General features: G+C 70.3%; 28 protein-coding genes and 1 tRNA gene. 17 read left to right on the top strand and 12 right to left on the bottom strand.

The window, feature by feature from the left end; genetic code table 11:
* Position 1: 1 nt before the first annotated feature.
* Positions 2–841, bottom strand: coding sequence for a universal stress protein (locus U5911_RS08315; RefSeq protein WP_336036525.1), 840 nt, complete (start codon positions 839–841; stop codon positions 2–4).
* A 192-nt stretch (positions 842–1033) separates the two neighbouring features.
* Here U5911_RS08315 and U5911_RS08310 point away from each other — a divergent pair, with 192 nt between their 5' ends.
* From U5911_RS08310 to U5911_RS08300, 3 genes are all read left to right on the top strand, one after another.
* Positions 1034–1720 (top strand): potassium channel family protein, encoded by a 687-nt coding sequence (locus U5911_RS08310; protein ID WP_336036714.1) that lies wholly within the window; start codon positions 1034–1036, stop codon positions 1718–1720.
* Between the two features lie 94 nt (positions 1721–1814).
* Positions 1815–3377 carry a TrkH family potassium uptake protein gene (locus tag U5911_RS08305; RefSeq protein WP_418771525.1) on the top strand — a complete coding sequence of 521 codons (1563 nt, stop codon included), beginning with the start codon at positions 1815–1817 and terminating at the stop codon, positions 3375–3377.
* The gene (locus U5911_RS08300; protein ID WP_336036524.1) at positions 3374–3574 is read left to right on the top strand and encodes a hypothetical protein; all 201 of its coding nucleotides are present in this window, start codon (positions 3374–3376) and stop codon (positions 3572–3574) included. The genes U5911_RS08305 and U5911_RS08300 overlap by 4 nt, the downstream gene beginning before the upstream one ends.
* Before the next feature lie 37 nt (positions 3575–3611).
* Here the strand turns inward: U5911_RS08300 and U5911_RS08295 are convergent, their stop codons facing one another.
* Entirely contained in the window at positions 3612–4022 is a 411-nt protein-coding gene (locus U5911_RS08295; protein ID WP_336036523.1) for a DUF7975 family protein, read from the bottom strand.
* 87 nt (positions 4023–4109) lie between these two features.
* The gene (locus U5911_RS08290; RefSeq protein ID WP_336036522.1) at positions 4110–4724 is read right to left on the bottom strand and encodes a class I SAM-dependent methyltransferase; all 615 of its coding nucleotides are present in this window, start codon (positions 4722–4724) and stop codon (positions 4110–4112) included.
* A gap of 80 nt (positions 4725–4804) precedes the next feature.
* Here U5911_RS08290 and U5911_RS08285 point away from each other — a divergent pair, with 80 nt between their 5' ends.
* From U5911_RS08285 to U5911_RS08255, 7 genes are all read left to right on the top strand, one after another.
* Positions 4805–5455 carry an adenylate kinase gene (locus U5911_RS08285; RefSeq protein WP_336036521.1) on the top strand — a complete coding sequence of 217 codons (651 nt, stop codon included), beginning with the start codon at positions 4805–4807 and terminating at the stop codon, positions 5453–5455.
* A gap of 200 nt (positions 5456–5655) precedes the next feature.
* Positions 5656–6531 (top strand): DUF106 domain-containing protein, encoded by an 876-nt coding sequence (locus U5911_RS08280; RefSeq protein WP_336036520.1) that lies wholly within the window; start codon positions 5656–5658, stop codon positions 6529–6531.
* A gap of 281 nt (positions 6532–6812) precedes the next feature.
* A complete protein-coding gene (gene cmk, locus U5911_RS08275) occupies positions 6813–7391 on the top strand; it encodes a (d)CMP kinase (RefSeq protein ID WP_336036519.1) in 579 nt (192 codons plus the stop codon).
* Between the two features lies 1 nt (position 7392).
* Complete coding sequence (locus U5911_RS08270; protein WP_336036518.1) at positions 7393–8286, top strand: RNA-guided pseudouridylation complex pseudouridine synthase subunit Cbf5; 894 nt, start codon at positions 7393–7395, stop codon at positions 8284–8286.
* A 51-nt stretch (positions 8287–8337) separates the two neighbouring features.
* Positions 8338–8408 (top strand) — tRNA-Pro (locus U5911_RS08265).
* Between the two features lie 499 nt (positions 8409–8907).
* Positions 8908–9840 (top strand): methyl-accepting chemotaxis protein, encoded by a 933-nt coding sequence (locus U5911_RS08260; RefSeq protein WP_336036517.1) that lies wholly within the window; start codon positions 8908–8910, stop codon positions 9838–9840.
* 2 nt (positions 9841–9842) lie between these two features.
* A complete protein-coding gene (locus U5911_RS08255) occupies positions 9843–10268 on the top strand; it encodes a chemotaxis protein CheW (RefSeq protein ID WP_336036516.1) in 426 nt (141 codons plus the stop codon).
* Positions 10269–10678: 410 nt separating this feature from the next.
* Here the strand turns inward: U5911_RS08255 and U5911_RS08250 are convergent, their stop codons facing one another.
* Positions 10679–10816, bottom strand: a complete 138-nt coding sequence (locus U5911_RS08250) for a hypothetical protein (protein ID WP_336036515.1) — start codon at positions 10814–10816, stop codon at positions 10679–10681.
* Complete coding sequence (locus tag U5911_RS08245) at positions 10813–11127, bottom strand: DUF7344 domain-containing protein (RefSeq protein ID WP_336036514.1); 315 nt, start codon at positions 11125–11127, stop codon at positions 10813–10815. Before U5911_RS08245 ends, U5911_RS08250 begins: the two co-directional genes overlap by 4 nt.
* A gap of 268 nt (positions 11128–11395) precedes the next feature.
* Between U5911_RS08245 and U5911_RS08240 the strand changes: the two genes are divergently transcribed.
* The 4 genes from U5911_RS08240 to U5911_RS08225 all read left to right on the top strand — a co-directional run bounded on the left by U5911_RS08240 (position 11396) and on the right by U5911_RS08225 (position 14053).
* Positions 11396–11677: a HalOD1 output domain-containing protein gene (locus tag U5911_RS08240; protein ID WP_336036513.1), complete on the top strand. Its 282-nt coding sequence runs from the start codon at positions 11396–11398 to the stop codon at positions 11675–11677.
* 224 nt (positions 11678–11901) lie between these two features.
* Entirely contained in the window at positions 11902–12165 is a 264-nt protein-coding gene (locus U5911_RS08235) for a hypothetical protein (protein WP_336036512.1), read from the top strand.
* 207 nt (positions 12166–12372) lie between these two features.
* Positions 12373–13170: a hypothetical protein gene (locus U5911_RS08230; protein WP_336036511.1), complete on the top strand. Its 798-nt coding sequence runs from the start codon at positions 12373–12375 to the stop codon at positions 13168–13170.
* A gap of 169 nt (positions 13171–13339) precedes the next feature.
* The gene (locus tag U5911_RS08225) at positions 13340–14053 is read left to right on the top strand and encodes a glycerophosphodiester phosphodiesterase (protein ID WP_336036510.1); all 714 of its coding nucleotides are present in this window, start codon (positions 13340–13342) and stop codon (positions 14051–14053) included.
* A 42-nt stretch (positions 14054–14095) separates the two neighbouring features.
* On the opposite strand, the gene U5911_RS08220 is transcribed toward U5911_RS08225, so the two are convergent.
* The 6 genes from U5911_RS08220 to U5911_RS08195 form a co-directional block, all read right to left on the bottom strand.
* The gene (locus U5911_RS08220) at positions 14096–15088 is read right to left on the bottom strand and encodes an AbrB/MazE/SpoVT family DNA-binding domain-containing protein (protein ID WP_336036509.1); all 993 of its coding nucleotides are present in this window, start codon (positions 15086–15088) and stop codon (positions 14096–14098) included.
* A complete protein-coding gene (gene phoU / locus U5911_RS08215; RefSeq protein WP_336036508.1) occupies positions 15088–15762 on the bottom strand; it encodes a phosphate signaling complex protein PhoU in 675 nt (224 codons plus the stop codon). Before phoU ends, U5911_RS08220 begins: the two co-directional genes overlap by 1 nt.
* Positions 15763–15767: 5 nt before the next feature.
* Positions 15768–16694, bottom strand: a complete 927-nt coding sequence (pstB, locus tag U5911_RS08210; RefSeq protein WP_336036507.1) for a phosphate ABC transporter ATP-binding protein PstB — start codon at positions 16692–16694, stop codon at positions 15768–15770.
* Positions 16691–18880 carry a phosphate ABC transporter permease PstA gene (gene pstA, locus U5911_RS08205; RefSeq protein ID WP_336036506.1) on the bottom strand — a complete coding sequence of 730 codons (2190 nt, stop codon included), beginning with the start codon at positions 18878–18880 and terminating at the stop codon, positions 16691–16693. The genes pstB and pstA overlap by 4 nt, the downstream gene beginning before the upstream one ends.
* Positions 18877–19986, bottom strand: a complete 1110-nt coding sequence (gene pstC / locus U5911_RS08200; RefSeq protein WP_418771524.1) for a phosphate ABC transporter permease subunit PstC — start codon at positions 19984–19986, stop codon at positions 18877–18879. Before pstC ends, pstA begins: the two co-directional genes overlap by 4 nt.
* Before the next feature lie 139 nt (positions 19987–20125).
* On the bottom strand, positions 20126–21298 hold the full coding sequence (locus U5911_RS08195) for a PstS family phosphate ABC transporter substrate-binding protein (RefSeq protein ID WP_336036504.1): 1173 nt from the start codon (positions 21296–21298) through the stop codon (positions 20126–20128).
* A gap of 379 nt (positions 21299–21677) precedes the next feature.
* Between U5911_RS08195 and U5911_RS08190 the strand changes: the two genes are divergently transcribed.
* Positions 21678–22064 carry a hypothetical protein gene (locus tag U5911_RS08190; protein ID WP_336036503.1) on the top strand — a complete coding sequence of 129 codons (387 nt, stop codon included), beginning with the start codon at positions 21678–21680 and terminating at the stop codon, positions 22062–22064.
* A gap of 142 nt (positions 22065–22206) precedes the next feature.
* Here the strand turns inward: U5911_RS08190 and U5911_RS08185 are convergent, their stop codons facing one another.
* Positions 22207–22401 (bottom strand): cold-shock protein, encoded by a 195-nt coding sequence (locus U5911_RS08185; RefSeq protein ID WP_011324233.1) that lies wholly within the window; start codon positions 22399–22401, stop codon positions 22207–22209.
* A gap of 193 nt (positions 22402–22594) precedes the next feature.
* Here U5911_RS08185 and U5911_RS08180 point away from each other — a divergent pair, with 193 nt between their 5' ends.
* Together U5911_RS08180 and U5911_RS08175 are read left to right on the top strand one after the other, a co-directional pair.
* Positions 22595–23284: an RAD55 family ATPase gene (locus U5911_RS08180; RefSeq protein WP_336036502.1), complete on the top strand. Its 690-nt coding sequence runs from the start codon at positions 22595–22597 to the stop codon at positions 23282–23284.
* Positions 23284–23724 (top strand): DUF8057 family protein, encoded by a 441-nt coding sequence (locus U5911_RS08175; RefSeq protein ID WP_336036501.1) that lies wholly within the window; start codon positions 23284–23286, stop codon positions 23722–23724. The genes U5911_RS08180 and U5911_RS08175 overlap by 1 nt, the downstream gene beginning before the upstream one ends.

Raw genomic sequence — 23724 nt, 5'->3', positions numbered from 1 at the left:
CTCACAGCCACCGCGAGAGCACGGGCTCTTCGGTATCCCGGTGGGCCATTAACACGGGACCGGACGCCTCGTCGCCGGTCACTTCGTCGGCGGTCGACCCGAACAGGAACCGCCGTAGTCTCCCCTTCTCGGGTGCGCCGACGACGGTGAGGTCGTGGTATCGGGAGTGCTCGGTGATTCCGCTGGCGGCGTCCGGGGCGCGCGTGACGTGGTGGTCGACCTCGACGTCGTCGCGGAGACGGTACTCGTAGGCGTCCAGCAAACCGTCGGCGTCCGCGACTGCGTCCTCGGAGGCGTCCTCGGGGACGACGTGGAACAGTTCCAGCCGGCAGTCGTAGGCGCGCGCGACGGCCGCCGCAACGCGCGTCGCCAGCCCCGAGTGAGGTCCCCTCGCCACCGGCACGAGGACGCTCGACGGCGACTGGAAGCGGTCCATGCGAGTGCCGACGACGTGGTGGCAGTCGGTCGCAGACGGCCGGTCGCTGCCGCGCGCGAAGAACCCGTCCTGTTCGCGGTCGACGATCGTCGTCGTGATGCCGTAGGACTCCACGAGCGACTGCAGGACGCCGCTACTGTACGATTCTTCAGACTGCACTACGGGAACGTCGAACTCCTCTCGGACGCGCATCCGGAGGGCGGCCTCGTCACGGAGCGTGTCGCTGTTCGGCGTCCCACCGCCTCCGATGGCGTGCAGGAGGTAGAGTTCCCCGTCGGACCCGGACGCGACGCTCGCGCCGAGCAGGCTCGTCTCCATCTGATTGATGGCCTCGTGGAACGGGACGAGCACGCGCGGGTCGTCCTCCGGCCAGGCGAGCCCCTCGTGGTGAGGTGCTGCGGCCACGGGCGGTCGTCCGAGTTGATGCTCATCGTCGCGGAATTCGCGGGGACGACAATAAGACTGTCTCCGGGTCCGCCGAATCCGGCGGCGCCGACGCTCGGTCTGCCACGCCCCACTCGAACGCCGTCGCCGCCGGCAGGTCGGCCAGCGAGAATGCCAAACGTATATGCGTCGCTAATTCGAATCGCCTCCGACATGTACATCATCGTCGTGGGCGCCGGCGACATCGGCAGACCGCTCATCGACATCTCCACGCGGTCCGGCAACGAGGTAGTCGTCGTCGAACGCGACGAAGCGCGCGCGGACGCCGCCGCCGACGAGTACGACTGTCTCGTGTTGAACGCGGACGCGACGACGAAAGAGACTCTCGAAGACGCGGGCGCCGACCGCGCCGACGCGGTTATCTCGACGACCGAACAGGACGCGACGAACGTGATGGTGTGCCTGCTCGCAAAGGAGTTCGAGATTCCCGCGATTCTGTCGGTCGTCCACAACCCCGAACACATGGGGTTGTTCCGGCAGATCGGCGTGAACACGATGGAGAACCCACAGCAGCTCATCGCGGAGTCCCTCTACCGCGCGGTTGCGCGCCCGGCAATCGTGGACTTCATGCGCGTCGGCGACGAGGCGGAGGTGTTCGAAATCACGGTCACCGAGGACGCAGCCCTCGCGGGGCGGACGCTCAGGGACGCAGCAGAACAGCAGTTGCTCGCCGAGGACGTGCTCATTGTAGCTGTCGAACGCGAGGACGGCGACCACCCGGTCACGCCCCGGGGCGACACCGAGATTCGGGCGGGCGACCTGCTTACGGTGTACTCCGCGCGGGGCGCCGACCCCGAGGTGACGGACGCGTTCGGTCACCACGAGGACAGAGAGGAGTGACCGACGTGCCATCGAAGCGCCGCTGCGGTCGCGGACCCGGGAGACACATCGACGCCGGAGGGCGACGCCGCGGCTCCCAGCGTGGTGGTCGCCCGTGAACGGGACCGCCGCGACAATCGGCCGCGACCTCGGTCGAATGCTGGAGGCGCTCGCGGGCCTGATGCTCGTGTCCGTTGCCGTTCCCCTCGCGTGGGGAGAATACTACGCGATTCCCGCGCTGGTCGCGTCCGCCGCGGTGCCGCTGGCAGTCGGGCGCGCGCTCGCGACACGGTTCCGCGACGCCGACGCCCCCGGGAAGCTCCACGGGATGATGGTGGCGGCGTCCGGGTGGCTGTTCGTCGCCGTGTTCGGGTCGCTGCCGTTCCTGCTGGTCGCGTGGACGGCCGCCGTCGACCCCTCCGGACTGGGTGCGCCCGACCTCACGGGCCGCGCGGCGTCGACGCTCGCGGCGTTCCAGAACCCAGTGAACGCGCTCTTCGAGTCGATGAGCGGGTTCACGGGCACCGGGCTGACGATGACCGACGACGAGTCGTCGCTGCCGCACACCCTCCAGTGGTGGCGGACGTTCATCGAGTGGGTGGGCGGCGTCGGCGTCATCGTGCTCACCACGGCGATCCTCGCGCGGCCCGGCAGCGGGTCGCTGACGCTGTACGAGAGCGAGGCGCGCTCGGAGAAGATCCACCCCAGCATCGTCTCGACGGTGCGCACCATCTGGTGGATCTTCATCCTGTTCACGTTCATCGCGACGTTCCTGCTGTGGCTGGCGGGGATGCCGCTGTGGGGCGCCATCAACCACGCGATGACGGGGCTGGCCACCGGCGGGTTCTCCATCACGGACAACTCCATCGCCACGTACGACAGCGCGCTCATCGACGTAACCCTGATTCCAATCATGACTCTGGGCAGCATCGCGTTCCCAGTCCACTACCTGATGCTGCGCGGGGACCTCTCGAACCTCTACCGCGACCTGCAGACTCGGTGGCTGCTGGGGTTGTTCGCCGCTGGGTCGGTCCTGTTGACGGTGTTAGTCCACAGCAGCGGTACGTACGACTCCTGGGCGACCGCGGCGCGCTACGGCGTCTTCCAGTTCGTGTCCGCGATGTCCTGCACGGGGTTCCAGACCGCCGTGGACTCCACGAACGTCGCGCTGGGCAAGTGGTCGGCGCAAGCGCAGTTGACGGTCGCGTCCGGCATGATCGTCGGCGGCGCTGCGGGGTCGACCGTCGGCGGCATCAAACTGATTCGCCTCGCGACGCTCGTGAAGGGCGTCCAGCACCGCATCTCGGACGTCTTCTACCCGAACTCTGCTGTGCGTCGCCTTGAGATCAACGGCCGACGCCTCGACGACGAGGAGACGAGCCGCGAGTTCGAAGAAGCCGCCATCATCGCGTTCCTGTGGTTCGTCTTCCTCGTGCTCGGCGTGTTCGTCCTGCTGGCGGTGCTGCCGGACGGCCAGTACACGCTCGAGAACGTCATCTTCGAGGTGGCGAGCGCGCAGGGCAACGTCGGCCTGTCGGCGGGTATCACGGGACCGTCGTCGCTGCCGACCGCGGGAAAGGTGATGTTCCTGTTCAACATGTGGATCGGCCGCCTGGAGATCATCCCGGTGCTGGTGTTGCTTCGCGCGGCGTTCAAGCGCGGGGGGCTGTACCGATGAACGTCGGCGACGTTCCCGTGGTCGGCGAGGTCGTCGAAGCCGGCGCCGACGACCGCGTCTTCGACGGTCTGCTGCTCGCCGGGCCGCTGGTCGTCGCGCTCATCGCGGTACTCGGCCGGACGCCGGTGACAGTCGCCGTCGCCGCCGGCTACGTCGCGGTGTTCGTCGCGTACACGCTCTGGAAGGCGGTGGAGTAGGTCGCAGTCGTCCGCTCGCGCAGTGCCGTGATTCTCGTCAGACCTCCACCGCCCACAGGCGGAAGTCCGCGGGCAGGCCGTAGACCTCCCGGAAGACGGCGTCGACGAACTGGCCGACCCGCTCGGCGTCGGCGTTCGCCTCGACGCGGACGTTCGTCCCGGGGTCCTCCTCGGCGGTCTCCGCGGGGATCGTCTCGCGCGCGGAGACGGTGAACGCGCCGAACCGGGAGACGACCGTCGAGAGCGCGTCGAGTTCGGCGTCCGTGCAGTCGAGGTTGAGCGTGCCGTCCGCGTACTGCACCCACGGCGGCAGGAACGCTGGGTCGTCGCTGGGGTCGTCGTCGGCCTCCAGCGTGCAGAACGCGCTGTCGCGCTCGCGGTGCGCGGCGACGGCGTCGGCGACGAGCGCGACGCGGTCGGCCTCCGTGCTGGCGTCGAAGCGAGTCATGGCGGGCCGTTCGCACCGCGGCCCCAAAGCAGGTCGGGTCTCGGCGCGCGAGGCGCCGGGCGGACTCCGAGTCCGGCGGACTCCGAGTCAGGCGGGCGTCGCGAGCGCGCTCACCCAGCGGTCGGCGACGCGGACGTCGGCCGCGAGGCCGGCGCCGGCGAGCAGGTCGCGGAACTCGCCGCCGCGGTAGTACGCGAAGTAGCGGTCGTCGCCGCCGCCGTGGTCGTCGTCGGGTTCGAAGCCGGCGTCGCCGCCGCGTTTCACCGAGCAGAAGAGCGCGCCGTCGGGGCGGAGGACGCGCGCGAACTCCGAGACGGCCGATTCGGCGTCGGCCTTCGGGACGTGGTGGAGCGCGGCACAACACCAGACGCCGTCGAAGCTGTCGGCGGCGAACGGCAGGCGGCGGAGGTCGCCGCGGCAGAACGCGCCCGGGACGTCGCTGGCGGCCGCGCGGAGGAACGACTGCGTGACGTCCAGGCCGACGACGTCGAGGCCGCGGTCGGCGAACACCGCGGCGTCGCTGCCCGGGCCACAGCCCGCGTCGAGGACGCGCACGGGCCGGTCGTCGCTGCCGTCGCGGTCGGGGAGGTCCTCGAGGAACGCGTCGCCGAACCGGGCGGCGACGCTGCCGCCGCGGTACTTCGCCGTGTACGCGTCGGCGTGCGCCTCGTAGGTGGCGGCGGTGCGGCGGGCTTCGTCCACGCGGCCCGGTAGTCCGGGCGGGACCTTGAGAGTTCGGCCGGAAACAACACCTCCTTACTGTCGGCCCTGGAACGGCAGGTATGAGCAGTCCGAACATCCTGATTCTGGGCGCCCCGGGCGCCGGGAAGGGAACGCAGAGCCGGCGACTCGTCGAGGAGTTCGGCGTCGAACACGTCACCACGGGGGACGCGCTCCGCGCGAACAAGGGCATGGACATCGGCCACCTCGACCTCGAGTACGACACGCCCGGCGAGTACATGGACGCCGGCGAGCTCGTGCCGGACCCGGTCGTCAACGAGATCGTCAAGACCGCCCTCGAGGCGGCGGACGGCTACGTGCTCGACGGCTACCCGCGCAACGAGAGCCAGACGGAGTACCTCGACTCCATCACTGACCTCGACGTGGTGCTGTACCTCGCCGTCGACGAGGACGAGCTGGTGCGCCGGCTGACCGGCCGCCGCGTCTGCGAGGACTGCGGCGCCACCTACCACGTCGACTTCGACCCGCCGGCGGAGTCCGGCGTATGCGACGAGTGCGGCGGCGACCTCTACCAGCGCGAGGACGACACCGAGGAGACCGCCCGCGAGCGCATCCGCGTCTACGAGGAGAACACCGAGCCCGTCGTCGAGTACTTCCGCGACGAGGGCGTGCTCGTGGAGGTCGACGGCGAACGGACTCCCGACGAGGTCTGGGCGGACGTGGAGGACGCGGTCGAGGCGCGCGCGAACTGACGGCGGCACCGCCGCTCGCACTCGGCCAGTCGGAGCGCTGGTGCCGCCTGCGCCCGGCCAGGCCCACCAGGACCACTGCACTCCCTCGACCAGTCCGACCGCGACCGCTGCTCGCGGCAACCCAGTCGCGCGCCCGCGAGCGGCGCGAGCCGTCCGGCGTTCCGTAAGAGGTTCAAGCGGGCGCCTCGAAGGGACGGCAAATGCCTCGAACCGCGGAGAAAGTTCGGTCGCTCGTCGCGGAGGACCCCGAGCTGGCGACCGTCCTCGAAGACCTCCTCGACGTGGACGGCGAACTCCGCTGGCGGGACGTCAAAGGCGACGTCTCGAGCGGCCAGTGGGGCCGCCTCCTCGAGAAGGACATCCTCGTGGAGGCCGACGACGGCTTCGAGTTCGCCGACCCCGAGGGCGTCCGCGAGGGACTGTCCCCCGACGACGACCTCGAGGCCGGCGACAGCCCGGAGTCCTCGTCGTGGTCGAAGTGGGACAAGCTCGCGGCGCTCGGGTCGCTGGCGGCGATCCTCGGCTACAACTTCCAGCCGATCAGGGACACCATCGGCGGCGCCGTCGAAGTCGTGCTCGGGCCGCTGGACGCCGTGTTGCCGTTCTGGGTGGTCGTGATGGCGCTGGCCGTCCTCACGGGCCTCTACTCGACGCTCCTGCAGGCGAACCTCACGGACATGTCGAAGATGTCCGAGTACCAGGAGCGCGCCCAGCAGCTCCAGGACAAGATGAAGGCGGCCAAGGAGCGCGGCGACGAGGCCGAGATCGAGCGCCTCCGCGAGAAGCAGATGGAGGCGTTCGGCGAGCAGGCGGGCATGCTCAAAGAGCAGTTCCGGCCGATGGCGTGGATCATGCTGCTGACCATCCCGGCGTTCCTCTGGATGTACTGGAAGCTCGGCACCGGCCGCGTCCCCGGCGAGGAGCTGCGGATGGTGCTGCCGCTCATGGGCGAGGTGAACTTCAACTCCGGCCGGGCGCTCGTGTTCCCCGTCTGGATCCTCTGGTACATGGTGTGCTCGTTCAGCTTCTCGAACATCATCCGGAAGGCGCTGAACATCCAGACGACGCCGACGTAAACGCACGTTCTGCGCTGCGGGCGGCCTGCGGCCGCCCTCGGCAAGCACTTGCGGAAAAGCCGTCCTCACCCCCTCCGGGGGCCGTCGGCCTCCGCTCACTCGCTGGTCGCGGTTCGCTTCGCTCGCCGTCCACGAGTTCGGCGGCGCTCCGCGCCTCCCACCGCTCGTTCGCGGAGTGAACCGCTCGCGGCTGCGGCGCTCGCGGATGCCCGACGGCTGACTGTGGGCCCACCGCTGTAGCGCTTCAAAACCTCTTTGTTCCGGCCGGCCCGAGCACGGATATGTTAGTCACGATCTCCGGGCCGCCGGGCAGCGGGAAGAGCACGGTGGCGTCCGCGCTCGCGGACCACCTCGGCTACGAGCACGTCTCCGGCGGCGACATCTTCCGGGGGCTCGCCGAGGACCGCGACCTCTCCCTCGAGGAGTTCAACGAGCTCGCCGAGGAGGACCCCCAGATCGACCGCGACCTCGACCGGCAGCTCCGGGCGACCGCCCGCGACCGCGACGACGTGGTCCTGGAGTCCCGGCTCGCCGGCTGGATGGCCGGCGAGTACGCGGACATCAAGATCTGGCTGGACGCGCCGATGAGCGTGCGCGCCCGCCGCATCGCCGAGCGCGAGGACAAGACGCCGGCCGCGGCCAGGGCGGAGACGGAGAAACGCGAGGACTCCGAGACCGCGCGGTACGCCGAGTACTACGGCATCGACTTCGACGACCTCACCATCTACGACCTCTCCGTGAACACCGCGCGCTGGGGGCCGGACGCCGTCACGGACGTCGTCCTGTACGCGGTCGACAACTACGAGCCGTCCAGCGACGAGGGGCCGGCGCCCATCGAGGACGTCTCCTACGAGTTCTGAGATGCTCCGAGAGGCCCCCGCGGACCGCGGCCCGGACGACGTGCTCGCGTTCGGCGTCGTCAACCTCGACAAGCCGCCGGGGCCGTCCGCCCACCAGGTGTCGGCGTGGGTCCGGGACCTGACCGGCGTCGAGAAGGCCGCGCACGCCGGCACGCTCGACCCGAAGGTGACGGGCTGTCTGCCCGTGTTGACGGGCGCGGCGACGCGGCTCGCGCCCGCGCTCCTCGAGGGCCCGAAGGAGTACGTCGCCGTCCTGGAACTCCACGCGGACCCGCCCGCGAACCTCGAGTCCGTCGTCGGCGAGTTCGAGGGGCCCGTCTACCAGAAGCCGCCGCGGAAGTCCGCGGTCGCGCGGCGCCTCCGCGTCCGCGAGGTGTACGCCCTCGACGTCCTCGAGGTCGTCGACCGCCGGGCCCTCCTGCGGATCCGCTGCGAGTCCGGCACGTACGTCCGGAAGCTCTGCCACGACCTCGGGCGCGCGCTCGGCACCGGCGCGCACATGGGTCACCTCCGCCGCACCGCGACGACGCCGTTCGACGACACCACGCTGTCGACGCTCCACGACCTCGCGGACGCGCTCGCGTGGCTGCGCGACGAAGACGACACCGAACCGCCGGGCGGCGACCCGGAGGCGGCGCTTCGGGACGTCGTCGCGCCCGCGGAGCGCGCGCTCGAACACCTCCCCAGCGTCACCGTCGCGCCGTCGGCCGCCGAGTCGGTCGCCGACGGCGCGCCCGTCTACGCGCCCGGCGTCCTGGCTGCCGACGACGCCGACGAGGGCGCGCTCGTCGCCTGCTACACGCCCGACGGCGCCGCGGTCTGCCTGGGCCGGCTGGTCGGCGACCCGGACGCGGACAGCGGCACGGTCGTCGACCTCGAGCGAGTGCTCGTCTGACCGCCGGCGAAGCGAAGGCCTTAATGCCGGCACGGGCGTCGGTCCGAGTGCGGGACCGTGGGGTAGCGGTATCCTCGGCGCATGGGGTGCGTCGGACTCGAGTTCGAATCTCGACGGTCCCACTCACTCTCGTACTGCTTCTACACAGTCAGCACTAGTAGCGCCAGCGCGACCGTCTGGCTACGTTCGAATCTCGGCAGTGGTCTCGAATTGTCGATCGGCGTTGTGTTCTCCGTTAGTTCCCATTGGAACGCCGCGGTCTGAGTTCGGATTCTGGCGTTCAGTGGCAAGCGTTCTCGCTGCGCCGCTGTGGTTCTCCAACAGGTCGCACTCGATTCTGCGGTCGTCGTGGCAGCGGATTGTCCCGGTCGCTGCGTCGAGGAGCTCCGAGACCGCGGAGGCGTCCACTCCCGATTCCCGGACGTCAGTGATGGCGTCCGCCCGGGACGGTGCAGACAGTCGGCTTCCCGGCCCTGGTGCGAGGGCGTCGAACGCAGGGTATTGTGTTCGCCTACCATATTTTGCCGCCAGTCCAGGGTCGAAGTATAATAGAAAATTGAGATATCAGATGTGATAGCTGGCGCCCAGATTTTTTATATCGATTTCCCTACTCGCGAGTGCATGTCACAAACCGACGATAGCCGGGTCGACGTGGGGGACGAACTGTCCGACGACATCATGGAGGACATCGACGAGGACGACGCCGACGACGAACTTGTCGAGATTCGTGAATCGCTCGTCGAGCTCCACGACGCGTCGCTCGACATCGCCGGCTCGATCAACGAGATCACCGCGCTGTCCGACGAGCAAGCGGAGAGCATGAACGAAGTCGAGGGCGAAGTCTCGGAACTGAGTGCGGCCATCGAAGAGGTGGCTGCGTCGGCCGACCAGGTGGCCTCCGCCGGCGAGGAAGCCCGCCAGAACGCGAAGGCCGGGCAGGACAACGCCGAAGAGGTCATCGAGGCGATGGAGGGCATCCAGGCCGCCTCCGAGTCGGTCGCCACCGACGTGCGGACCATCCGCGAGGGCGTCCAGGAGATCGACGAGATCACGAACGTCATCAACGACATCGCCGACCAGACGAACCTGCTCGCACTCAACGCCAGCATCGAGGCCGCACGCGCCGGCGAGGCCGGCAGCGGGTTCTCCGTCGTCGCCGACGAGATCAAGGAACTCGCCAGTGATTCCCAGGACCAGGCCGCCGAAATCGAGAGCATGGTCGCGGAGATCCAGTCCGACGCCGAGAACGCCGTCGAGAACCTGGAGACCAACACCGAGGAGATCGACACGGGACTCAGGCGAGTCGAGGAGGCGATGTCGATGCTCGACGAGATCTCCGAGGCGGTCGACGAGGTCGTCCTGGGCATCGAGGAGGTCGCCAGCGCGACCGACCAGCAGGCGGCCAGCGCCGAGGAGGTCTCCGCGATGGTGACACAGACTGCTAGCCACGCGAGAGAAGTGAGCAGCGAGACGCGAGACATCGCGGCCGCGGTCGAAGAACAGACCACGATGGTGAAGGACATCGACGACACTGCGACCGAACTCTCCGACTGAACATGGCTGTCGCAACGACCCAGGGAGACGAGGAAGTACTGACGTTCCGCCTCGGCGGCCAGTCGTACTGCGTCTCCATCGACAACATCGACGAGATCGTGGACTACGACCAGAACCTGACGAAGCTCCCGGAGACGAGACCCCACGTGGAGGGCGTCATCGACCTGCGGGGCCGGACTACGACCATCGTAGACCCGAAAGCGTTACTGGATATCGCGGACGACAGCGGCGCGAATCACGTCGTGGTCTTCGATTCGAACGCCGAGGACGACGGGCAGGTCGGATGGATCGTCGACGAGGTTCGAAAGGTCGTCGGCATCGAGTCGGCCGACGTCGATGAATCCGTCGAGAGTCGGCTCGCTCGGGGAATTGTTCGAAACGGTAGCGACGACTTCCTGGTCTGGTTGAACCCCGAAGCCTTCGAGTAGGTCTCTGTCGGTTCTCATCTCGCTGACCGTCTCGACGTGCGACCAGACGAGACGTTATACCCGCGGGACGTTTCGCTCGCTCGCCACTTCGCTGGCGGTGCCGTGGCGGCACGGCCACCCAGTGCTCGGCGCACTCGTACCAACTCAGGAACCGTCGGGGATCCGGGGACGAGTCCTCGAACCCCAGTTGTCTGCTGGGTGGCTTGGCTCGAGGGCAGCGACGGTGCTGCGACCGTGGCGCCCACGCTGTAGCTCCACTGCGAGACCCCAACCGCGCTCGGCAGCGAATAACACGTCCTCGACAGCAGACGACAGACAGGCGACGCCTGGGGTGTGAACGCCCCCGAGTTCGGCACTCGGTCCGGCGACAGTGACACCCCGGTAGCAGCGACCCGAATGGCACATTCCGGTCACTTCGTCGACGAGCGACGGAGGTCTTCGGCGGACCGCTCGAATCGCCGCTTCCCGGCGAACGCGATAATCTGTTCCATATCCTCGTCGGTGATCCCGTGTTCGTCGCCGGATGGCTCTCGCTCGTCGCCGCTCATACCGCGGCCTCGTCCAGTGAGAGTGCGTCGCTTTCGTTCGCCACGAAATCCAGCAGTTCCGCCGCCGCCTCGAAGTTAGGCCCTCTCGTCACTCGGTTTTCGTCCCTGTCCCAGTTGATGAGACCACAGTCCGCCAGTTTCGGGAGGTGCCTGTGGTACATCGCCGCGTCGACGTCGACCACGATGCCGGGGCCTACGCCCTCGTCGGGGGGCGAGTCCGAGATCAGTGAGTCCAGCAGCTTCCGCCGCTGGACGTTACTCACGGCCTTGAAAACGTCGTCTACTGAGAGCTCTGGGTTAGTCGTCTCCATACACACGGTACGCGACCGCGACGGTTAACCCCCGATTGTTTTGATTATCCGCGTCAGACCGCCGCTCGCCGATGTGGCGGGTGCGAACGTCCCGGGACAGTGGAGTCGTCCTCGCCCGACGACCGCACGTCCGCGGCGGTAATCTCCGCGTGCCCGGGCCTCGTTGTCACCGCCGCCGTGCCAGCGCGCCGTCGGCGTTCGCCCCTCGGACTCCTCGACTGCTGGTACCCTCATATTCAAATGAGTTGACTCCTATCTGTGCTGTCATATGGAGAACGCGCTCGGGGACGTCGAGGGGGTACAGCGGGAGTACGAGTGGAACGACGTCGAGCCGACCGTACCGATTCTCGAGACGATCGCCGCCTTCGAGCGCGGCGACCCCACGGAGACGACCGGCCTCCTCGACGCCCCACTCGGGGCCTACGTCGATCTCGACGCGCTCGGCGCCCTCGTCCGGAGCGAAACCACGCGCTCGATCACCGTCGAAATCGAGGACTACCACGTCCAGATCGACGGCGACACCGTCGCCGTCACACCACGCGACCGGTGATCGATCGACGCGCCCTCGGCCTGCCGGCCCCCTGCGAGCACGGCCGCCAGGACCGCCGCGCCGAAGCGAAGGCACTGGGACGCCCCACGTAACGTCCGAACTCGCCGTCGCTCCGAGCACGTCTACGCTACGGCGACACGACGAGGTCGCCTCGCACGCCGACACCGCGTGACGCGTCCCGCCCCGGGCGAAGACCTTTGCCGCGACCGGCTCAAACACCACCTATGAGCGAGCCCGGTCCCCGCGATCTCGCCCCGCTGTGGGTGTGGCTGACGACCGCCGCCAGCACACTCCTCACCGTCGTCGCCGTCGTCGCGACCGACGCCGGAGTGGCGGTGGTCGGTCCCCTCGCCGCCGTCGCCGTCGCCGGTGTCACTGCCCTCCTCTACCGCTGGGGGCAGCTCCGAGACCGGGATCCCGGCTCGGACGCCGACGGCAGGGACCGCCGCGAGCGGGAAGTCGAAGCCAACAACGACGGCTGGTCGTAGCTCGACCGCGCACCCGAACCGGACCCGATTCGACTCGGCGCGCGGCCGCACTCGCGAGCGTCGCCTGCGAGCACGCTCGAGCGACCCGGAACGCGGCCAGCGCGCGAGGGCGCCCCGAGCGAGCCACCGCCCTTAGACGGCCTGTAAGTCGGTGAATTCGCGACAACGGTCACGGGGGTATAACCGACCGCGAGGGCATCCACGCGTATGGGCGAGCAGCCGAACCAGCGGCGGCGGAGAGCCATCCGGGCGCTCGGCGGTGCCGTCATCGCCGGGCTCGCCGGCTGTACTTCCTCGGGCGGCGGGGAGTCCACGACGCGGTCGTCCGGCACGCCGACGGCGACGACGTCGGCGGGGACCGGGACGGAGACGGCGTCCGACCCGACCACCCGGGAGCAGACCGAGACCGGGGAGTCCGGCGACCAGACCGAGCAGGCCCGGGAGACCACGGAGGGCGAGCCGTCGGCGTCCCCGGACTTCGCGCGGAACCCGGAGGAGGTGCACGCGACGGTGGTGGAGGAGACGTCGGTCCCCGAGGACGAGGTCCTGGTCGGGTTCCGCCTCGAGGACTCCTCGCTGCCGTTCACGACCGAGGTGTACCACGCGCCCGAGGACGCCGCGTTCCAGGCGACGGAGACCTACGACACCCGGGACCTCGGCGCGGTCGACCTCGTCCCCGAGCCGCCGCGGGCGCTCGAGACGGTCGCCACCGACCGCGAGGACGTCCACTACGCGACCACGGCGGTCGGCGAGCCGCTGGCGGTGGCGCTCGTCGCGCGCCACGACGGCGAGACGTTCGACTGGCGCGCGTGGGACCGCACCGGCTACCCGCACGACGGCCACGACGAGGACGACCCCGCGCTGTCGGTCGACTGTTACTGCGGCGGAACGGTCTACACCGCGCCCGGCGGCGGGACGTGGGCGCGAGTGATCCAGGTGACGCCGACCGAGCGCGTCGACCCCGGGACGACCGTCGTGGTCAACTGGACGTCGAGTCGACGCTGACCACGCCGGCCGTCGCGGTTCGACGCTGACCGAAGCCGATCGTCGCGATTCGATGCCGGCGCACGTCGACCGTCGCGAGGGCCGCCCGCCGAGTCGTCCGTGCTGTGGCGACGCCCGCGGCGGCGCGTCCGCCACGCAGTGTTAAGTGGTCGCGCGGGGTAGGCGGCGCATGGAGCACATCGCGCACCGGGGGTGCGCCGGCCAGTATCCGGAGAACACGCGCCGCGCGGTCCGGGAGAGCGCGCCGCACGTCGACCGCGTGGAGGTGGACGTGCGGCGGTGCGGGTCGGGCGAACTCGTCGTCCACCACGCCGACGACCTGTCGGTGAAGACGGACGGCGAGGGCCGCGTGCACGCGTCGGCGCTGTCGACGCTCCGGGACGTGGACGTGCTCGGGAGCGGCGAGGGCGTTCCGCGGTTCGACGAGGTGCTCGCCGACGTGCCGCCGTCCGTGGACGTCCAGGTCGACCTCAAGCACGAGGGACTCGCGGCGGACGTCGCGGACGCGCTGGCGGCGGCGCCGAACGACGCCGTGCTGTGTTCGACCGACCGGAGCGTGCTGGCGGACGCGGCGGCCGGGTCGCTGCCGTTCGGCCTGGTGTCGTTCGCGTACTTCGAGACGCGGCCCGTCTCGGACGAGGAGGTCGCGCGCGTCGAGTACGAGTCCGTCGTCGCCGCGGCCGCTGACCTGGGGTGTGCGTTCGTGGAGGCGCCGGCGAAGCTCTGCCGGCAGACGGCGTTCGTGTCGACCGCCCACGACGCCGGCCTCGACGTCGTGGCGTGGCCGGTGGACAGCCGGGACGCCGCGGCTGCGCTCCGCGACGCGGGCGTCGACGGCCTGATGCTCGACCGCCACGACGTCCTCGGGGACGGCGGCGAGTGACGCGCCGGGCCGGCGCGGTCGGGTCTCGGCGGCCGTGCGGTCTCAGTCCGCGACGTCGCCGCGGAGGGCGACTGCCGCGATCTCGCGGACGTGTTCCGTGACGCCCTCGATGGCGTCGACGGCGCGCGCGGCCGGCACCGCGACGGCCGCGTCGTGGTCGGCGAGCGCGCCGTCGAGGGCCCGGCAGCGGTCGGCGACGCGCTCGCAGGCGTCGGTGGCGTCGTCCGCGGCGGCGTGGTCCGCGTCCGTGACCGCGGCGTCGGTCGCGTCCTCGACGGCCGCGCGGGCGTCCGCGCCGACCGCGGCGACGTCGCCGGCGAGCCCGTCGGGCAGACCGCCGTCGAGGCGGTCGGCGGCGTCCGCGACGTCCACCGCGCGGTCGGCGACGCGCACCAGGGACTGCGCCGTCGCGTAGTACCGGAACAGCTGTCGACGGCCGACGCCGAGCTGGTCGACCTCCTCGAGGTCCGACAGCGAGCGGTCGAAGTGCCGCGTGACCAGCGCGAACACGCGGTCGGCTTCGTCGGCCCGGCCGGCGACGCCGTCGGCGGCACCGCCCGCGGCGACGGCCTCGACGGCCGCCTCGAGCATCGCCGTGGCGACGAACCGGAGCTGGAGGACCGACTGGCGGACGGAGACGTCGGCGGGGTCGAGCAGCCCCTGGACGACGACGCGGTCGGCCCCGGACTCGGTGACTTCGACGCCGACGAGCGAGCGCGCGGCCGCCGAGACGGCGCGGCGCTGCTCGGTCGAGAACTCCCCGTCGGCGGTCAGGGTCACGCGCTTGTAGCCGGCGGCGTACGCCGCGCGCAGGCGGCGGCGCGCGGCCGCCGGGGAGTCGCCCTCGACGGCGACCGACGCCGACGCGAGGTCGCTGTCCTCGCGTTCGCGGCGGCGAACGACGAGCGAGCCGTCGTCGTGCGCGTAGAGGTAGACCGGCGCGCCCGCCTCGACGCCGCAGGACTCCGCCCACGACTGCGGCAGCGAGACCGTGTACGTGCCGCCGCCGACCTGCTGGACTTTCCTCGTCTCCATCAGTACACCAGTTCGGGGTCGCTGTCCGCCGCGTAGAGGGTGCGCGCGGCGACGTTCACGGCGTGGTCGGCGACGCGCTCGAGGTCGCGGATCGTCAACAGCAGCCGGGAGACGTCGTCGAGGAGGGCCTCGACCGTCCACGCGTCGCTGCCGGCCTCGTGCGCGACGAGGTCCCGGACGAGGCGGTCGCCGGCCGTCCGACAGCGCGCGTCCACCTCGTCGTCGCGGGCCGCGATCTCGTGGCAGGCGTCGGCGTCGCCGGCCTCGTAGGCGTCGAGGGCGTCCGCGAGCAGGTCGCGGGCGGCGTCCCCGATTCCCTGCACGTCGACCTCGAAGGCGCCGCGGTCGTCGGCCGCGAGCGCGTACTCGGCGAGGTTCGCGGCGAGGTCGCCGACGCGCTCGAGGTCGGTGACGACCTTGAAGGACGCGACGACGAACCGGAGGTCGCCGGCGACCGGCTGCTGGAGCGCGAGCAGGTCGACGCACTCGGCTTCGAGCGCGAGGTAGCGCTCGTTCACGTCGTCGTCGCCGTCGACGACCGACCGCGCGAGCGCCCCGTCGCCGGTCCGGAGGGCCTCGAGGGCGTCGTCCAGCCGGTCGAGCACGAGGTCGCCGAGGTCTCGGACGTCCGCGCGGAGGTCGTCCAGGGACTGCTGGAACGTGTCACGTGGCACGCGGATCACCCGAACTTGCCGGTGACGTAGTCTTCGACGCGCTGGCTCTCGGGGTCCTCGAAGACCTGGTCGGTGTCGCCGTACTCGACGAGTTCGCCGCCCGTGAGGAAGACCGCGGTCTGGTCGCTGATGCGGGCGGCCTGCTGCATGTTGTGCGTGACGACGACGACCGTGTAGTCCTCGGCGAGCTCCTCGATGAGGTCCTCGATCTTCGCGGTCGCGATGGGGTCGAGCGCGCTCGCGGGCTCGTCCATCAGGATGACGTCCGGGTCGACCGCGAGACACCGCGCGATGCAGAGCCGCTGTTGCTGGCCGCCGGAGAGACCGAGCGCGTTGTCGTCGAGGCGGTCCTCGACCTCCTCCCAGAGCGCGGCGGCGCGGAGACACCGCTCGACGAGTTCGGCTTCCCGCTCGGTCTCCTCGCGGCCGAGCAGCCGGGCGAGGAGGCCGCGGTCGATGTCGCCGTGCTTGCGTGGCGCGTACGCGACGTTGTCCCGGATGGACTTCGGGAACGGGTTGGGCTGCTGGAACACCATGCCGATGCGCTTGCGGAGTTCGACGAGGTTCGCGCCGTCGGCGTAAATGTCCTGGCCGCAAAACGAGACCGAGCCCTCGACCCGGGCGCTGTCGATGCGGTCGTTCATGCGGTTGAGACACCGGAGGAACGTCGACTTCCCGCAGCCAGACGGCCCGATGAGTGCGGTGACGGACTCCTCGGGGACGTCGATGGAGATGTCCGTCAGCGCGTGTTCCTCGCCGTAGTAGACGTCGAGGTTCTCGACGGACAGCACGGGGTCGCCGTCGAAGGAGTACTCGCGCCACGCGGCGCGCGTGCGCTCGTCGCTCTCTCCGGTGGTCGTCGCCCCGTTCGGCGTGGCCGTCTGCGCGTCGGTTCGGTCCGCTGTCGTGGTGTTCGTGCTGGATCCGGTCATTGGTGGAGTTTCCGCCTGAAGTACCGCCGGGTGGCGATGCCCATCGCGAAGAACCCGAGGACGACCCCGAGGAGGACGAGCGTCGTCCCCCAGCCGAAGGACTCCTCGGCGCCGACGCCGGCGGTGATGATCGCGTACAGCTGGTAGGGGAGCGCGCTCGCCCGCTCGAGCAGCGCCGGGTTGGAGACGTGGACGAACGGTGGTTCGAGCCCGAAGTCGACCGCGAAACTCGAGAGGACGCCGGGCGCGGCGTTCGGGAAGTTCGGGCCGTTCAGGACGAGCAACAGGGGCGCCGTCTCGCCCGCGATGCGGCCGACGCCCAGGATGACGCCCGTGGTGACGCCGGGCATCGCGGCGGGGACGACGACGCTCCGGACGGTGTCCCACTTCGAGACGCCGAGCGCGGCGCTGGCGTCCCGGTACTCGTCGGGGACGCTCTTCATCGCCTCGCGGCTCGTGATGAGCACGAGCGGCAGGAGCATGAACCCGAGGACGAGCTGGGCCGCGAAGATGGAGGGGGCGCCGCCGAACCGCGGCACGAGGAACGCCAGCCCGAACAGGCCGAAGACGATACTCGGCGTGCTCCAGAGGCCGTTCGTGGCGACGTCGACGGCGCGCGTGAACGAGCTGTCCGCGGCGTACTCCGTGAGGAAGACCGCGGCGCCGACCGCCAGCGGCACCGCGAACGCGACGGCGCCGAGGACGATCCAGATCGTCCCGAGCATCGCCGGCATCACGCCCTTCTGAATGCCGAGTCCCTGCGAGGGGTTCATCACGAACGGCCAGTCGACGGTGCCGCCGGCGACGACGCCGACGGGTCCGAGCGCGAGCGAGTAGCCGGTGACGGCGACGTGGAGACAGCACACCGCGAACGCCAGCGCCGCGACCGGACCCGTGCGTGCGGCCGGCGGGAGCCACCCGGGGAGAGTGGACGCCCCGACACGGTCCGCGAGACGGGACAGGGCGTACGCGGCGGCGGCGACCGCGCCGACGGGGAGTGCGACGGTCGGGACGACGGCGACGCCGGCGCCGGCGAGTTCCGACCACGTGAGCGCTTCCACGGCCATCGTCCCGACCGCCAGCCAGGTGGCGAGACGCAGGCCGGTGTCGACGCGGCGCCCGATGCCGGTGGCGGGCGTCCACTGGGTCGCCGACTGCCGCGCGACGGCGAGGAGGACGACCGCGAGCGCGAGTCCGGGGACCGCGCCGACGACGGTCGTCGGCTCGACGGTGACCGCGTACCCTGACACCGACTGCCGGGTGGCGGCGAGGCCGGCGAGTGCGGCGCCGACCAGGCCGAGGAGGACCGCGACGGCGAGGCGGACGAACGCGACGACCGCCTCGGTGCCGTCGGCCTTCGTCGGGTTCGCGTTCCCGAGTCGGACGAGGACCGCGAGCGCGGCAGCGAGGAGCGCGAGCGCCGACCCCGTGCCGACCGTGAGGTTCTCGAGGACGACGGCGACGCCGCGCTCGAAGACGAACGCGACGAGGAACGCGAGCACCGAGAGCACGAGCACGACGACCAGGGAGATGAGCAGGAACGCGCCGTGCTCCCGGCCGCGCATGCCGAACCCCTCGTGGGCCGACGCGGCGGCCCAGCCGGTGAGGAGGCTGGCGCCCATCGTCAGGAACGGGACGACGATGAGGCCGGGGATGGTCGCGTCGAACGCCCTGGGCTCCCAGGTCCACGTCGGCGTTATCACGCCCGCCGCGACGACGGCGCCGACGAGGCAGACGAACGCCGCCGCGGGGAGCGTCGCGCCGACGTCTTCGCGGCTGCTCGCGGTGAGGTAGCCGGCGGTCAGTCCGACCGGGACGGCGACGAGCCAGCCGAGCAGGTCGAGGCCGAGCGTGTTGCTGGCGACGAGGCCGGCCGCCGCGAGCCAGAGCGCGGTCTGGACGCCGGCGACGGCGAATCCGGGCGAGCGGTCGGGCGTCGTCCGGACGCCGCCCCACCGGGAGAGCGCGCCCAGCGCGCCCGTCGCGAGGCCGAGGGCGAGGACGCCCACGCCGAACGCGGTCGCGACCGGGAGGCCGCCGACCTGGCCGTCGAGTGGCACCCAGTCGAAGAGGACGCCGGCGGCGAGCGCGAACGCCGCGAACGACCCGGCGACGACCGTCGACGCGAAGCGCTCGTACGTCGAGCCGCCGTCGTTGACGAGTCGGACCTCGTGGGCGTCGCTCATTGTCCCTCCTCGAGCTTGCGGTGCATGCGTTCCTCGATGAGCTGCGAGACGATGCCGAGGCCCGTGACGATGACGAGCAGGAGGACGCCGGCGGCGAACAGCGCGCTCCAGAACAGCTGTCCGGGCGTGACGTGCCCGTAGCTCGCGGCGACGAACGTCGTCAGCGTCTCCGTGCTGTCGAAGACGTTGTACACCTCGGGCTCCGGGAGCCGACGGCTGTGCGAGATCATGACGGTCGCGGCCATGGTCTCGCCGATCGCGCGCCCGACGCCGAGCAGGACCGCCGCGGAGATGCCGGAGAACGCCGTCGGGACGGAGACGCTTTTCATCGTCTGCCAGTCCGTCACGCCCATCGCGACCGAGCCGTCCTTCATCGCGTCGGGGACGGCCGAGAGCGCGTCCTCCGCGACGGAGACGACCGTCGGCAGCGCCATGAACCCGATGACGACGCCGATGGCGAACAACGCGCCCGGACTCACGGAGAACAGGTCGCCGACGTAGGGGTTGATGACCGTGAAGCCGATGAAGCCGTACACGATCGAGGGGACGCCGGCGAGCAGTTCGACCGCTGGCTTGACGATCTCGCGGAGCCAGTCGGGGGCGACGTCGCTGACGAACAGCGCGCCCGCGACCCCGAACGGCGCCGCGACGAGGATGGCGACGAGGGTCGTCAGCGCCGTCCCCCAGAGCATGGGGACCAGCGAGAACTGGCCGCCGGAGACGCTCCACTCGGTCGAGCCGAACGGCGACACGAGCCCGAGGCCCGCGTGCCGGAACACCGGGACGGCCTCGATGACCAGGAAGATGGCGATGAGCCCGAGCGTGACGAGCGTCGTCGCCGTCATCAGGAAGGTCACGACCTTCGCCGTCAGCGCCTGCCGGACGGCCCAGCCGACGCCCGAGGCCAGCAGGAACCCGTACAGCAGCGTGACCGTCCAGGGGGACTGGCGGAGGAAGCTGACGAACGCGGCGGTAATCAGCAGTACCTGTGCCGTCGCGAGGAGCAGGCTCGGCCGGTCCACGTCCGCGGCCGTCCGCGCGAGCGCGGTCGCTCGGCGCCGCACGCGCGGAATCACTCCCCGAATTCGTGTGTGCAATTGTACCATGCTGGCGGCAGTCCTGTGTGCAATTGTCCCATACTGAGTCGGTGGTTCGTTCGGTCGGGAGTCGAGTACTGAAATGTCGCGACCCGGGACGTCCCGGGGACGGCCGTATCGAGACCCGGGAAGCCCCCGGAGTCGGGCGTCAGACCTGGTCGGCGAGCTTCGCGCGCTCCTCCTCGCGGCGCTCCTCGGGGAGCTTGAAGTAGTTGTTCGGCTCGACGAAGTACTGCTGGCCGAAGTCCGAGAGGATCATGTTGATGAACGCGCTCTCGCGGCGGTCGGTGCCCTCCCACGTGTAGCAGTGGAGGTCGCGGTTGAGCGGGTACTCCTTGGCGCCGAGGTTCTTGCCGTACTCGTAGACGGTGCCGTCGAGTTCGAGGGCGACGGGGGGCGTGGCGCCGTCGGGCTCGACGAACGCGAGCGCGATGTACGCGATGGCGTTGTCGTTCTGTTCGACGAGGGTCGCGACCTGCTGGTTCTGTCCCTTCCGGGTGTCGGGTTCGATCGGCGCCTCCGGGTCGCCGTAGAGGTTCGCGCGGAACGCCGTGTCGGTGCCGGAGTCCTCGGCGCGGCCGATGGCGTAGATCTCCTTGTCCGGACCGCCGAGTTCGCTCCAGTTGGTGATCTCCTTCATGTAGATCGCCTTCAGTTCCTCGCCGGTCAGCTGCTCGACGCCGGCCTCGTAGATCTCGCGGCTGACGACGACGGGCTGGCCGTCGACGCCGACGACGTGGTCGACGATGTCGTCGAGTTCCTCGGCGCCCTCGCCGAGGATGGACTCGGCCGTGGAGCTGGCGTCGCCGATGTCGACGCGCTCGTTGATGACGCCCTCGACGCCGGTGCCGGAGTGACTGAGCGCGACCTGGACCTGGAACGGCGGGACGCTCCGTTCGCCGGTCGGCTCGAAGCCGTACAGGCCCGCCCAGTAGTCGGCGAGTTTCTCGTCGGTCTCGATGCCGTACTGGTGGGGGCCCCAGTACTCCTCGTCGTCGGCCGGCGGGTTGCCGTTCCACAGCGACGACGCGAGGTTGGTGATGGGGTACACCGTCGAGGAGCCGTCGGCCGTCAGCGAGCCCGGTTCGGCGGCGCTCTCCGAGGAGTCCTCGTCGGACTCGGTCTCCGAGTCGCCAGTTTCGGTGTCCGCGGGCGCTTCCGTGTCGGGGGCCGCCGTCGTGGCGTCGTCGCCGTCGTCGCCGTCGTCGCCGTCGCCGCCGCTGGAACAGCCGGCGATCGCCGCGGCGCCCGCTGCGCCGGTCGTCGCGATGAATTTCCGCCGCGATACGAGGTCTGACAGCCGCGGGTCGTCTGGTGCCATCACCTGTTCGAAGGCGACCCGGCTATATGAACTATAATATGTTTGATATATAGTGGTCCGAGAGCGCAGTACGGCTCTGAGTCTCACGTACCACGACAGACGGATATATAGCCGACAGTACCGCGAGGAGCGGGTCGCCGCGGAGTACGCAGGCGGGGTCCGTCTGCCCGGCACTGACCGCATCTGTGGTCCGTCGGCCCGGCACTGACCGCATCTGTGGTCCGTCGGCCCGGACCCCACCAGATCTGCGACCCGCCGACCCGGTCCCGACCGAACCGGCTCGCCGACCCGGCCACCGTCACTCGACGGACCGAGAACCAGTTAGAGCGTTGACCCGTGTGGCGTGGAGTAATGTAGTGTGGGGTGGTAGCGCCCCCCCATGACGGTGCGGTACCGCCTGGTCCTCCGGTCGACGGAGACGCGGCCGTCCCGGGAGACCCAGGAGCACGTCCTGCCCGCGCTCGCCCAGCAGTTCGGCCGGCGCGTCGACGTCACGGCCGCCGACCTCGCGCCCGACGACCGCCTGCGCGCCGCGACCATCGGCGCGGTCACCGTCGAAGACGCCGACGCGCTCTGCGACGTCTACGAGTACCTCGCGCCGAACCGCCTCGTGAAACTCGCCGCCGTCGAAGCCAGCGACGACGCCAGCGTCGTCGTCCGGAAGCGCCACGAGGTCGACCGCGGCGACCTCGAGGACCGCGACGACGTCTCGGTCCTCGGCGCCGCCCACGGCGACGTGCTCCTCCGCCTGCGCGAGGACGAGTGACGCCGCCGTCGGGCCTGACGCCGTCGTCGAACCCGGCCGCCGGCGCGGCCGCTCTGTCGAGCCCGCGGGTCACGCGACGGGACGGCCGCGTCGCTACGCGGTCGTGAAAATACGGGAATCTCGGTCGTTCGTATCGGCCGGCTTACAGCCGGGTGAGGTTCGTCGCGCGGGGGCCCTTGTCGGCCTCCTCGATGTCGAACTCCACTTCCTGTCCCTCTTCGAGGTCGGGGCCGCCGACGTCCTCCATGTGGAAGAACACGTCCTCGTCCGCGTCCTCAGTCTCGATGAAACCGTAACCGCCAGTGTCGTTGAAGAAATCAACCGTACCGGTTGCCATTGCGTGCTGGCGTAGGCCGCGTACACGGATAACACTTCCGAGTGCCGCCGGCCCGCCGACCGCGTGCCGACAGGCCCGCCGATTACGTACCCACCGGCCCGCCGACCGGGTGCCGGGCGGCAGTCCCGGCCCACCGACCTGAAACCTCGCGAACACGGGACGATTTAAGCACGCGCCGCGTGCAGTCCCGGTGATGCGAATCTCCACCGGCGTCTCCGGGCTCGACAGCCTCCTCGACGGCGGGCTGCCGGCGCGGCGCCTCTACACGCTCAGCGGGCCGCCCGGCAGCGGGAAGACCACCCTCGCCGCCCAGTACGTCACGGAGGGCGTGAAGAACGGCGACGACGTGCTGTACGTGACGATGCACGAGACCCGCAACGAACTCGTCGACGACATGGCGAACTACGAGTTCGGCTTCGAGCGCGCCGCGAACGCGGACAACTTCGAGTTCCTGAACCTCACGCGCGAGCGCTCGCGGCGGTCGCTCACCCAGTACGGCCGCGAGTCCGGGCTGTCCTCGCGGCTGTCCTCGATGATCCGCCAGGAGGACTACGACCGCGTCGTCGTCGACTCCACGATGCTGCTCGCGCACTTCGCGGACGACGCCGACGCGGAGGTGACCCACTTCGCGACCGGCCTCAAGCAGACCGACGCCACCGTCCTCCTCGTCTCCGAGATGACCGACCCGACCGCGTACAGCGAGGAGCACTACCTCGCCCACGGCGTCATCTTCCTGCACAACTTCCTCGAGGACGGCGGGATGACCCGCGGCGTCCAGCTCGTGAAGATGCGGGGCACGAACATCGACTGCGACATCCGGGACGTCTCGTTCACGGGCGCCGGACTCCAGGTCGACCCCGGACGGAAGGTGCGGCCGAACTGATGTACGACGACGCCTTCGACCGGGACTGGGACGGCGACGACCTCGACCGCGAGGAGGCAGTCTGGCGGGCGTACGCGCTCGGCGTCGCGGCGGCGCTCGGCGACCGCAACCCCGAGGAGTACCGCGAGCTCGTCGCCGCGGCGGGCCGGTCGCTCGTCGAGATGGCCTACGACGAGGGGAAGTCCTCGGCCGCCGACCTCGACAGCCGGCTCGCGTCCGGGGAGGCCGACGTCGACCCCTCGGAGTTCCCGTCCCGGGAGCGCGCGGTGTGGTCGAAGCTCGTCACGTACAGGCAGGCTGGCGGCGGCGAACTCGCGACCGGGAGCGGCGACGCCGACCGGATGGACCTGCCGGAGCTACTGGAGCGCGTCGACCTCGACGGCGTGGAGAAAGACGACCTCTCGCGGCTGCGCCTCCCGGAGTTCCTCTCGCGGAAGTAG

It is taken from the genome of Halobacterium yunchengense (genome assembly GCF_037031165.1).
GTDB classification, from domain to species: domain Archaea; phylum Halobacteriota; class Halobacteria; order Halobacteriales; family Halobacteriaceae; genus Halobacterium; species Halobacterium yunchengense.
The sequence above is the reverse complement of the archived record's forward strand: the minus strand, read 5'-3'. Positions and strand labels throughout refer to the sequence as shown.

What these genes read in the sequence shown, in the direction of transcription:
- U5911_RS08180 (WP_336036502.1), top strand. Translation starts at nt 22,595, where the DNA reads ATGCGAATCTCCACCGGCGTCTCCGGGCTCGACAGCCTCCTCGACGGC.
- U5911_RS08300 (WP_336036524.1), top strand. Translation starts at nt 3,374, where the DNA reads ATGAACGTCGGCGACGTTCCCGTGGTCGGCGAGGTCGTCGAAGCCGGC.
- cmk (WP_336036519.1), top strand. Translation starts at nt 6,813, where the DNA reads ATGTTAGTCACGATCTCCGGGCCGCCGGGCAGCGGGAAGAGCACGGTG.
- pstA (WP_336036506.1), bottom strand. Translation starts at nt 18,880, where the DNA reads ATGAGCGACGCCCACGAGGTCCGACTCGTCAACGACGGCGGCTCGACG.
- U5911_RS08190 (WP_336036503.1), top strand. Translation starts at nt 21,678, where the DNA reads ATGACGGTGCGGTACCGCCTGGTCCTCCGGTCGACGGAGACGCGGCCG.
- U5911_RS08240 (WP_336036513.1), top strand. Translation starts at nt 11,396, where the DNA reads ATGGAGAACGCGCTCGGGGACGTCGAGGGGGTACAGCGGGAGTACGAG.
- U5911_RS08185 (WP_011324233.1), bottom strand. Translation starts at nt 22,401, where the DNA reads ATGGCAACCGGTACGGTTGATTTCTTCAACGACACTGGCGGTTACGGT.
- U5911_RS08260 (WP_336036517.1), top strand. Translation starts at nt 8,908, where the DNA reads ATGTCACAAACCGACGATAGCCGGGTCGACGTGGGGGACGAACTGTCC.
- U5911_RS08250 (WP_336036515.1), bottom strand. Translation starts at nt 10,816, where the DNA reads ATGAGCGGCGACGAGCGAGAGCCATCCGGCGACGAACACGGGATCACC.
- U5911_RS08195 (WP_336036504.1), bottom strand. Translation starts at nt 21,298, where the DNA reads ATGGCACCAGACGACCCGCGGCTGTCAGACCTCGTATCGCGGCGGAAA.
- U5911_RS08285 (WP_336036521.1), top strand. Translation starts at nt 4,805, where the DNA reads ATGAGCAGTCCGAACATCCTGATTCTGGGCGCCCCGGGCGCCGGGAAG.
- U5911_RS08280 (WP_336036520.1), top strand. Translation starts at nt 5,656, where the DNA reads ATGCCTCGAACCGCGGAGAAAGTTCGGTCGCTCGTCGCGGAGGACCCC.
- U5911_RS08310 (WP_336036714.1), top strand. Translation starts at nt 1,034, where the DNA reads ATGTACATCATCGTCGTGGGCGCCGGCGACATCGGCAGACCGCTCATC.
- U5911_RS08295 (WP_336036523.1), bottom strand. Translation starts at nt 4,022, where the DNA reads ATGACTCGCTTCGACGCCAGCACGGAGGCCGACCGCGTCGCGCTCGTC.
- pstC (WP_418771524.1), bottom strand. Translation starts at nt 19,986, where the DNA reads ATGGTACAATTGCACACACGAATTCGGGGAGTGATTCCGCGCGTGCGG.
- U5911_RS08245 (WP_336036514.1), bottom strand. Translation starts at nt 11,127, where the DNA reads ATGGAGACGACTAACCCAGAGCTCTCAGTAGACGACGTTTTCAAGGCC.
- U5911_RS08220 (WP_336036509.1), bottom strand. Translation starts at nt 15,088, where the DNA reads ATGGAGACGAGGAAAGTCCAGCAGGTCGGCGGCGGCACGTACACGGTC.
- U5911_RS08230 (WP_336036511.1), top strand. Translation starts at nt 12,373, where the DNA reads ATGGGCGAGCAGCCGAACCAGCGGCGGCGGAGAGCCATCCGGGCGCTC.
- U5911_RS08175 (WP_336036501.1), top strand. Translation starts at nt 23,284, where the DNA reads ATGTACGACGACGCCTTCGACCGGGACTGGGACGGCGACGACCTCGAC.
- U5911_RS08225 (WP_336036510.1), top strand. Translation starts at nt 13,340, where the DNA reads ATGGAGCACATCGCGCACCGGGGGTGCGCCGGCCAGTATCCGGAGAAC.
- pstB (WP_336036507.1), bottom strand. Translation starts at nt 16,694, where the DNA reads ATGACCGGATCCAGCACGAACACCACGACAGCGGACCGAACCGACGCG.
- U5911_RS08270 (WP_336036518.1), top strand. Translation starts at nt 7,393, where the DNA reads ATGCTCCGAGAGGCCCCCGCGGACCGCGGCCCGGACGACGTGCTCGCG.
- U5911_RS08255 (WP_336036516.1), top strand. Translation starts at nt 9,843, where the DNA reads ATGGCTGTCGCAACGACCCAGGGAGACGAGGAAGTACTGACGTTCCGC.
- U5911_RS08235 (WP_336036512.1), top strand. Translation starts at nt 11,902, where the DNA reads ATGAGCGAGCCCGGTCCCCGCGATCTCGCCCCGCTGTGGGTGTGGCTG.